The following is a 5,684-nucleotide window of genomic DNA, read 5'->3' on the forward strand; positions in this document are numbered from 1 at the left end:
GCTTGCCATCATCACCGGATACGTGCCATCGGTCATTTGGCTGGCATTTGCGGCTCTGATCTGGCCTCCTTCCTGCACCGGTTGCAGCGCCTTGATCGCCTCCATTGCAGCTTCGCAGCGGATGCCTTCATCCACGGTATGCTCGTCGCTGCTGCCATCTTCCAGGGTAATCGGCACAGGAATGATCTCGTCCTTGAAACGGCCCGCTTCGGTGGCGGCGGCACCACGCTTGTGGGAGTCGTAGGCGAACTGGTCCAGCTCGGCCTTGCTCACGCCGTACTTCTCTGCCATGCGCTCAGCGCCGATGAACTGGCTGAAGTTTTCACCGGGATAACGCTTGCTGATTTCACCGGTAAACGGGTTGCCCATTTCCTTGACGGCGGTTACCGGGGCACCGATGGGCACCTGGCTCATGGACTCCACACCGCCGGCAATCACCAGATCCTGGGTACCGCTCATGATGGCCTGTGCAGCAAAATGAATAGCCTGCTGGGAAGAGCCGCATTGGCGGTCGATGGTGACACCGGGTACGGATTCCGGCAGACAGGAACTGAGAATGGAGGTGCGTGCCACGTTGAAGGTCTGCGGCCCGATCTGGCTCACGCAACCAAAAATCACGTCGTCCACCTTCTCCGGCGCCACACCGATACGGCCTACCACCGCATCAATCACCCGGCCGCCCATATCCGCCGGGTGTACCTTGCTCAACCGACCATTCTTCTTGCCACCGGCGGTACGCACCGCCGCTACGATATATGCTTCTGCCACCTTGCCTCTCCTCACACGTCGTTGACTGGGGAAACCGTATCAAAGTAATGAGGCTACGCTTGAGACAGGGAAAGGCTCAATGACAGAAAGCGACGCGGCAAGCAGGCATCAGGTCACTGCATCAGCGCTGCCGGAATACGGCGTGGACAATAAAGTTCGAAAAAATCGATTAAATCGCCCAGCAGGTTCCGCTGTTTCATCAAACTGTTCCAGCCCATCCTTGTCACCACAAGTCTGACGCTCACATTCGCTGAACCGTCACCGCTGGCATAACGACAACTCTCTGCAGAAACAGGCAATAACCGTCCAGCAACCCAATACCGCTACTGCACGTGCCGGCACTACTGTACGCGCAGCAAACGTAACAGGGGGCGTACTGCTCCCCCTCAGGTGGACACGGAGCCATGACACACACAGAGAGACAGAAAGGTGTTGCCAATGCCCATGGCCGCCCCACGGGCAAGCAGCCCATCACCGGGCCGCTTGTGACCCTGCTTGTCATCCTGGCAGTGCCCAGCATCAGCAGCGGGGCCACCAGCGTCGATACCGTGCAGCTGGCCCGGGCCAGCGACCCGGCATTCGAAGAACAGCGTCCACGTCACCCCCGCACCAACCCGGAACAGGAGCGGGAAACCGGCAGCTGGTCCCTGACCCTGGATAACGACTTGCTGGTACCGGGCAGCCGGGACCAGGACTACACCTATGGCATCAGTGTCGCCGCCACCGGTACCCGCGCCCGGGACTTTGCCCTGTCACTGAATACGCCGCTGACCTGGATCGACCGGTTGACGGGCGTGGAGGGCATCACCAACAGCAATGTCCGGGGCCACAGCTTCGAGGCCGGCATCTTCGGTTTCACCCCCGAAGACAAGGAGGCAAAAACGCCGCTGTACGACGACCGCCCCTATGCCAGCCTGCTGTACCTCTCCAGCAGCCGGGTACAAGTGGACCCGGCCAGGCAGGTAGCCTGGCACAGCTCCCTGACGGTGGGCGCCATGGGTCTGGATCTGGCCGGTGATATACAGAACGGGGTCCACAAGGTGATTGGCAGCGACCGGGCGGAGGGCTGGGAGCATCAGGTCAGCGACGGTGGCGAACCCACCTTCCGCTATGCCGTGGCCCGGCAGAAAATCCTCCCCGTTTCCACCAACCACCTGGAAGTGAAGAGCACCGTGGAAGGCTCGCTGGGCTACCTCACCGAAGCACGCTGGAGCCTGAGCTTTCGCGCCGGCCGTCTGCATACCCCCTGGTGGCAGACCAGCCCGGAACTGGCGCACTACGGCGAACGCAACAACGCCACCGCCATGAGCCAGGATCATGAGCATTACCTGTGGGGCGGCATTGCATTGGTCGGCCGGGCCTATAACGCCTTTCTGCAAGGCCAGTTCCGCGGCAGTGAAGTGAGCTACGACAGTGACGAGGTAAACCATGGCGTAGCCGAAGCCTGGCTCGGTTATACCTGGGCCTTCAACGACGGCTACCGGCTCAGCTATGTGCTGCGCGGCCACACCTCCGAATTGAAGGACGGTGTGGGCGATCGCAATGTGCTGTGGGGTGGACTGGTGTTTGCCAAGACCTTTGACTAAGGAACTTCTGCAACACCCCTTTGCTACTGTGGGAAGCGATGCGCGCAAGCGCCTACCGTTTCAATCAAGGCGCCTTCAATGCTTCCGCGTAGGGAACCGTATCCGAGGATTCCCCATAAATATCCCGCACCGGCCGCACTTCGATGCTGCCATAACGGGCCGGCGGAATGCGGCTGGCCACGCGAATGGCATCGTTCAGGTCGTTGGCGTCGATCAGGTAGAAGCCGGCGAGCTGTTCCTTGGTTTCCGCAAAAGGCCCGTCGGTGATACTGACCTGCCCATCGCGCATCCGCACCGTGGTCGCTGTGGATACCGGTTGCAGGGCGGAGCCATCCAGCATCACACCGGATTCGCTGAGCCCGCCGCTATAGGACTGGCATTCCTGGTTCAGTGACTGCCAGTGATCATCACCACGCTCCTGCATGGCCGCTTCGCTGTAATACACCAGACATAGGTATTTCATCGTGCTCTCTCCTTGGCAGTCCGTTAACGAAAGCGAACCGGCGCGTGGTCCGGCTGCCAGTCCATGATCAGGGACATGTCTTCCGGGTTGAAGGGACTGGAAAAATGCTCGTGCAGGATCTGCCACTGCTCGCCATCGCGTTGCCATACCTGGGTGACCCGCATCCAGCCTCCCTGCTGCTCCCCCTCCACCGTGGCGCCGCAGTGGATCAGGCTGTGGCTGACTGCCAGGGTATCGGACGTTTCCACCTTGAGATCATACATCTCGAAAAACGGCTCGGCGGGGCAGGCTTCCATGCATTGTTTCCAGTGTTCCCGATAGGCCGGGGCACCTTCCACCTGCATGGCCAGAATGGCATCAAAGGAACGGATGGCCGGATGGTAAAGCACCATCACCGCATCCACATCGTTGCTGGCCGCCGCCTTCAGCCAGCGGCGGGTAAGATCCTCAATCGTGCGTTCAATGCTCATGGTTATCTCCTTGATTCCGGTTGTGTTATCAAGGAATCGAAAGGGAAGACGGTATTTCGACAGGGCCCGGGAAAATTTTCCCCGTGGGAGCGATGTCTCGCACCGCGAACGGCTCTTCCAACCCCCGGGAACCCTTTTCACCACAGAGGGCACAGAGCCACTGAGATTAAACACTGCGCATAATCTGGCGCTTTCCCAGCATGCTGCCTGATACGCCCAGCACCGCTGAAACAGAAAAACCATTATCAGCCAGCCTGGCTTTACCCTCTGTGACTCTGTGCCCTCTGTGGTAAAAAAAGCGTTACTCCAGCTCCGCCAACCGCTGACGTAAAAAGCGTTGTTCTGCGGGTTGCGAGGCGCGCTCCAGGGCCGCCTGATAGGCGACTCTGGCCGGTTCCCGCTGGCCCAACCGGCGGTGCAGGTCCGCCCTGGCAGCGTGTGCCAGGTGATAATCGCGCAGGGCGACGTCCTCCATCAGCGGTTCCAGCACCTGCAAACCGGCCTCCGGGCCGTCACGCATGGCCACCGCCACCGCCCGATTCAGGGCCACAATGGGGCTGGGCATCCGTGCCAGCAGCAGGTCATAGAGACCAACGATCTCCGCCCAGTCGGTGTCCTCGCTGCTGGGCGCATGGGCGTGCACTGCTGCGATGGCCGCCTGCAGGGTGTAAGGGCCAAAACGCTGGGTCAGCAAGGCACTGCGCACCAGCCCATCGGCACGGGCGATTTCCTCCCGGTCCCAGAGACTGCGATCCTGATGTTCCAGCAGCACCAGCTCACCCTCGGCAGTACTGCGGGTGGCGCGGCGAGCATGGTGCAGCAGCATCAGTGCCAGCAGCCCTTGCGCTTCCGGTTCCGACCGGGGCAACAGGGCCAGCACCAGTTCCGCCAGGCGAATGGCTTCCTCGCTGAGATCGTGGCGCAGCCACTGCTCGCCAGCAGAGGCCAGATAGCCCTCGTTGAAGACCAGATAAATTACCTGCAACACCGACTGCAACCGCTCATAGAGGGCGTCGCCTTCCGGCACGTCGTAGGGAATTCCGGCATCACGGATCTTGGCCTTGGCGCGCACGATGCGCTGGGCCACGGTGGAGGGCTTTTTCAGAAAGGCGCGGGCAATTTCTTCCGTGGTCAGGCCACAGACTTCCCGCAGGGTCAGTGCCACCTGGGCGTCCTGAGCCAGGCCCGGGTGGCAGCAGGTGAAGATCAGCCGCAGCCGGTCGTCCTCGATGGCCAGATTTTCCACGTCCATTTCCACCACAGCCCGGGCCGCCAACTGGTCGGCCTGCTGGGTCAGAATCTGGTCAAAGCGGGCGCGGCGGCGCAACTGATCGATGGCCTTGAAGCGGCCAGTAGATACCAGCCAGGCACGGGCGTTATCGGGGATACCCTCATCGGGCCACTGACGCAGGGCCGCCATAAAGGCTTCCTGCAAGGCGTCTTCTGCCAGGTCAAAATCGCCCAGCAATCGGATCAATGTGGCCAGCACCCGGCGGGATTCCCGGGCAAACAGGGTATCAATTTCTCTGGCGAATGCTGTGCCGTCCATGGCCATGCCAGCTAGTCCTGTTCCCCGATATGTTTAAGCACCAGTCCCGCCAGACCGTCGGCATTGCCAAAATAATCCAGCAACTCAATGGTGAGATCAGGAAAACGTTGTCGGGCATCTTCCACCTGGGCGGGGATATCCTTGCCCACATGTTTCCCCTTGTTGAAGAACAACGGATACAACTGCACGCGGGTAACTGGCTGGTGCTCCAGTTGCTGAATCGCTTCCACCAGGGAAGGCTGCGCCAACTCAAGGAAACAGGGCAGCACTGCCACATATTCTTCACCTGCCCCATGGGCGGATTCCGCCACAGTTTCCACCAGCCCACGAAACTCGTCGTTGGCGGTGTCACTGCGGCTGCCATGGGCCATGATCAATAGGGCTTTGGACATTGATGATTCTCCAGACGTTTCCGTAGGAGCGTCGCTGGCGGCGCGATTCCTGACCGGGATGAAAAACATTGTCACCACAGAGGGCACAGAGATCACTGAGGAAAAGAAAGGGTAGCCTCTGTGGGCTCTGTGACCTCCGTGGTGAAATCGCATTTGATTTACGTATTTTCTCGCGCCGTCAGCGATGCTATTCACTTCGCTCACCCTTTGGCCCGCCCTGCGGGTGTTGCTGCGCTCCTACAGCGGCATTGTCGCGAACTGGTGACTGGCTTCGACGACGATGGCGTGCCGCCTTGCCAGCGCGTCCCGGTCATCCTCGTAGCCGCCCCCGATCACTGTGGCCACCGCTCTTCCCCGCTGGCGGCGGCGTTCGAGCCAGCCCCGGTCCCGCTCGGCGATGCCCTGCTCGGCACCACCACACCGCCCGACCGGGTCACTCCCGAAAATATCGCCACC

At 60.8% G+C, this 5,684-nt stretch carries 6 protein-coding genes and 1 pseudogene; 1 reads left to right on the forward strand and 6 read right to left on the reverse strand.

The genetic code is table 11. From position 1 onward, the window contains the following. A partial coding sequence (locus ACFE0K_RS06165) for a beta-ketoacyl synthase N-terminal-like domain-containing protein (RefSeq protein ID WP_434535227.1) occupies positions 1 to 768 on the reverse strand: 768 nt, incomplete at its 3' end. Between the two features lie 404 nt (positions 769 to 1,172). On the opposite strand from ACFE0K_RS06165, the gene ACFE0K_RS06170 reads away from it, so the two are divergent. After that, on the forward strand, positions 1,173 to 2,354 hold the full coding sequence (locus ACFE0K_RS06170; protein ID WP_434535228.1) for a lipid A deacylase LpxR family protein: 1,182 nt from the start codon (positions 1,173 to 1,175) through the stop codon (positions 2,352 to 2,354). 64 nt (positions 2,355 to 2,418) lie between these two features. On the opposite strand, the gene ACFE0K_RS06175 is transcribed toward ACFE0K_RS06170, so the two are convergent. From ACFE0K_RS06175 to ACFE0K_RS06195, 5 genes and pseudogenes are all read right to left on the reverse strand, one after another. Beyond that, the gene (locus ACFE0K_RS06175) at positions 2,419 to 2,817 is read right to left on the reverse strand and encodes a YciI family protein (RefSeq protein WP_434535229.1); all 399 of its coding nucleotides are present in this window, start codon (positions 2,815 to 2,817) and stop codon (positions 2,419 to 2,421) included. A 23-nt stretch (positions 2,818 to 2,840) separates the two neighbouring features. Beyond that, positions 2,841 to 3,287, reverse strand: a complete 447-nt coding sequence (locus ACFE0K_RS06180; protein WP_434535230.1) for a YybH family protein — start codon at positions 3,285 to 3,287, stop codon at positions 2,841 to 2,843. A 301-nt stretch (positions 3,288 to 3,588) separates the two neighbouring features. Next, positions 3,589 to 4,842, reverse strand: a complete 1,254-nt coding sequence (locus ACFE0K_RS06185; protein WP_434535231.1) for an RNA polymerase sigma factor — start codon at positions 4,840 to 4,842, stop codon at positions 3,589 to 3,591. Positions 4,843 to 4,847: 5 nt separating this feature from the next. Further along, on the reverse strand, positions 4,848 to 5,228 hold the full coding sequence (locus tag ACFE0K_RS06190) for a sirohydrochlorin chelatase (RefSeq protein WP_434535232.1): 381 nt from the start codon (positions 5,226 to 5,228) through the stop codon (positions 4,848 to 4,850). A gap of 237 nt (positions 5,229 to 5,465) precedes the next feature. Beyond that, positions 5,466 to 5,684, reverse strand: a pseudogene (locus tag ACFE0K_RS06195) (histone deacetylase); the annotation flags it as partial.

The organism is Alcanivorax sp., from assembly GCF_051117345.1.
Classification (GTDB): Bacteria; Pseudomonadota; Gammaproteobacteria; order Pseudomonadales; family Alcanivoracaceae; genus Alcanivorax.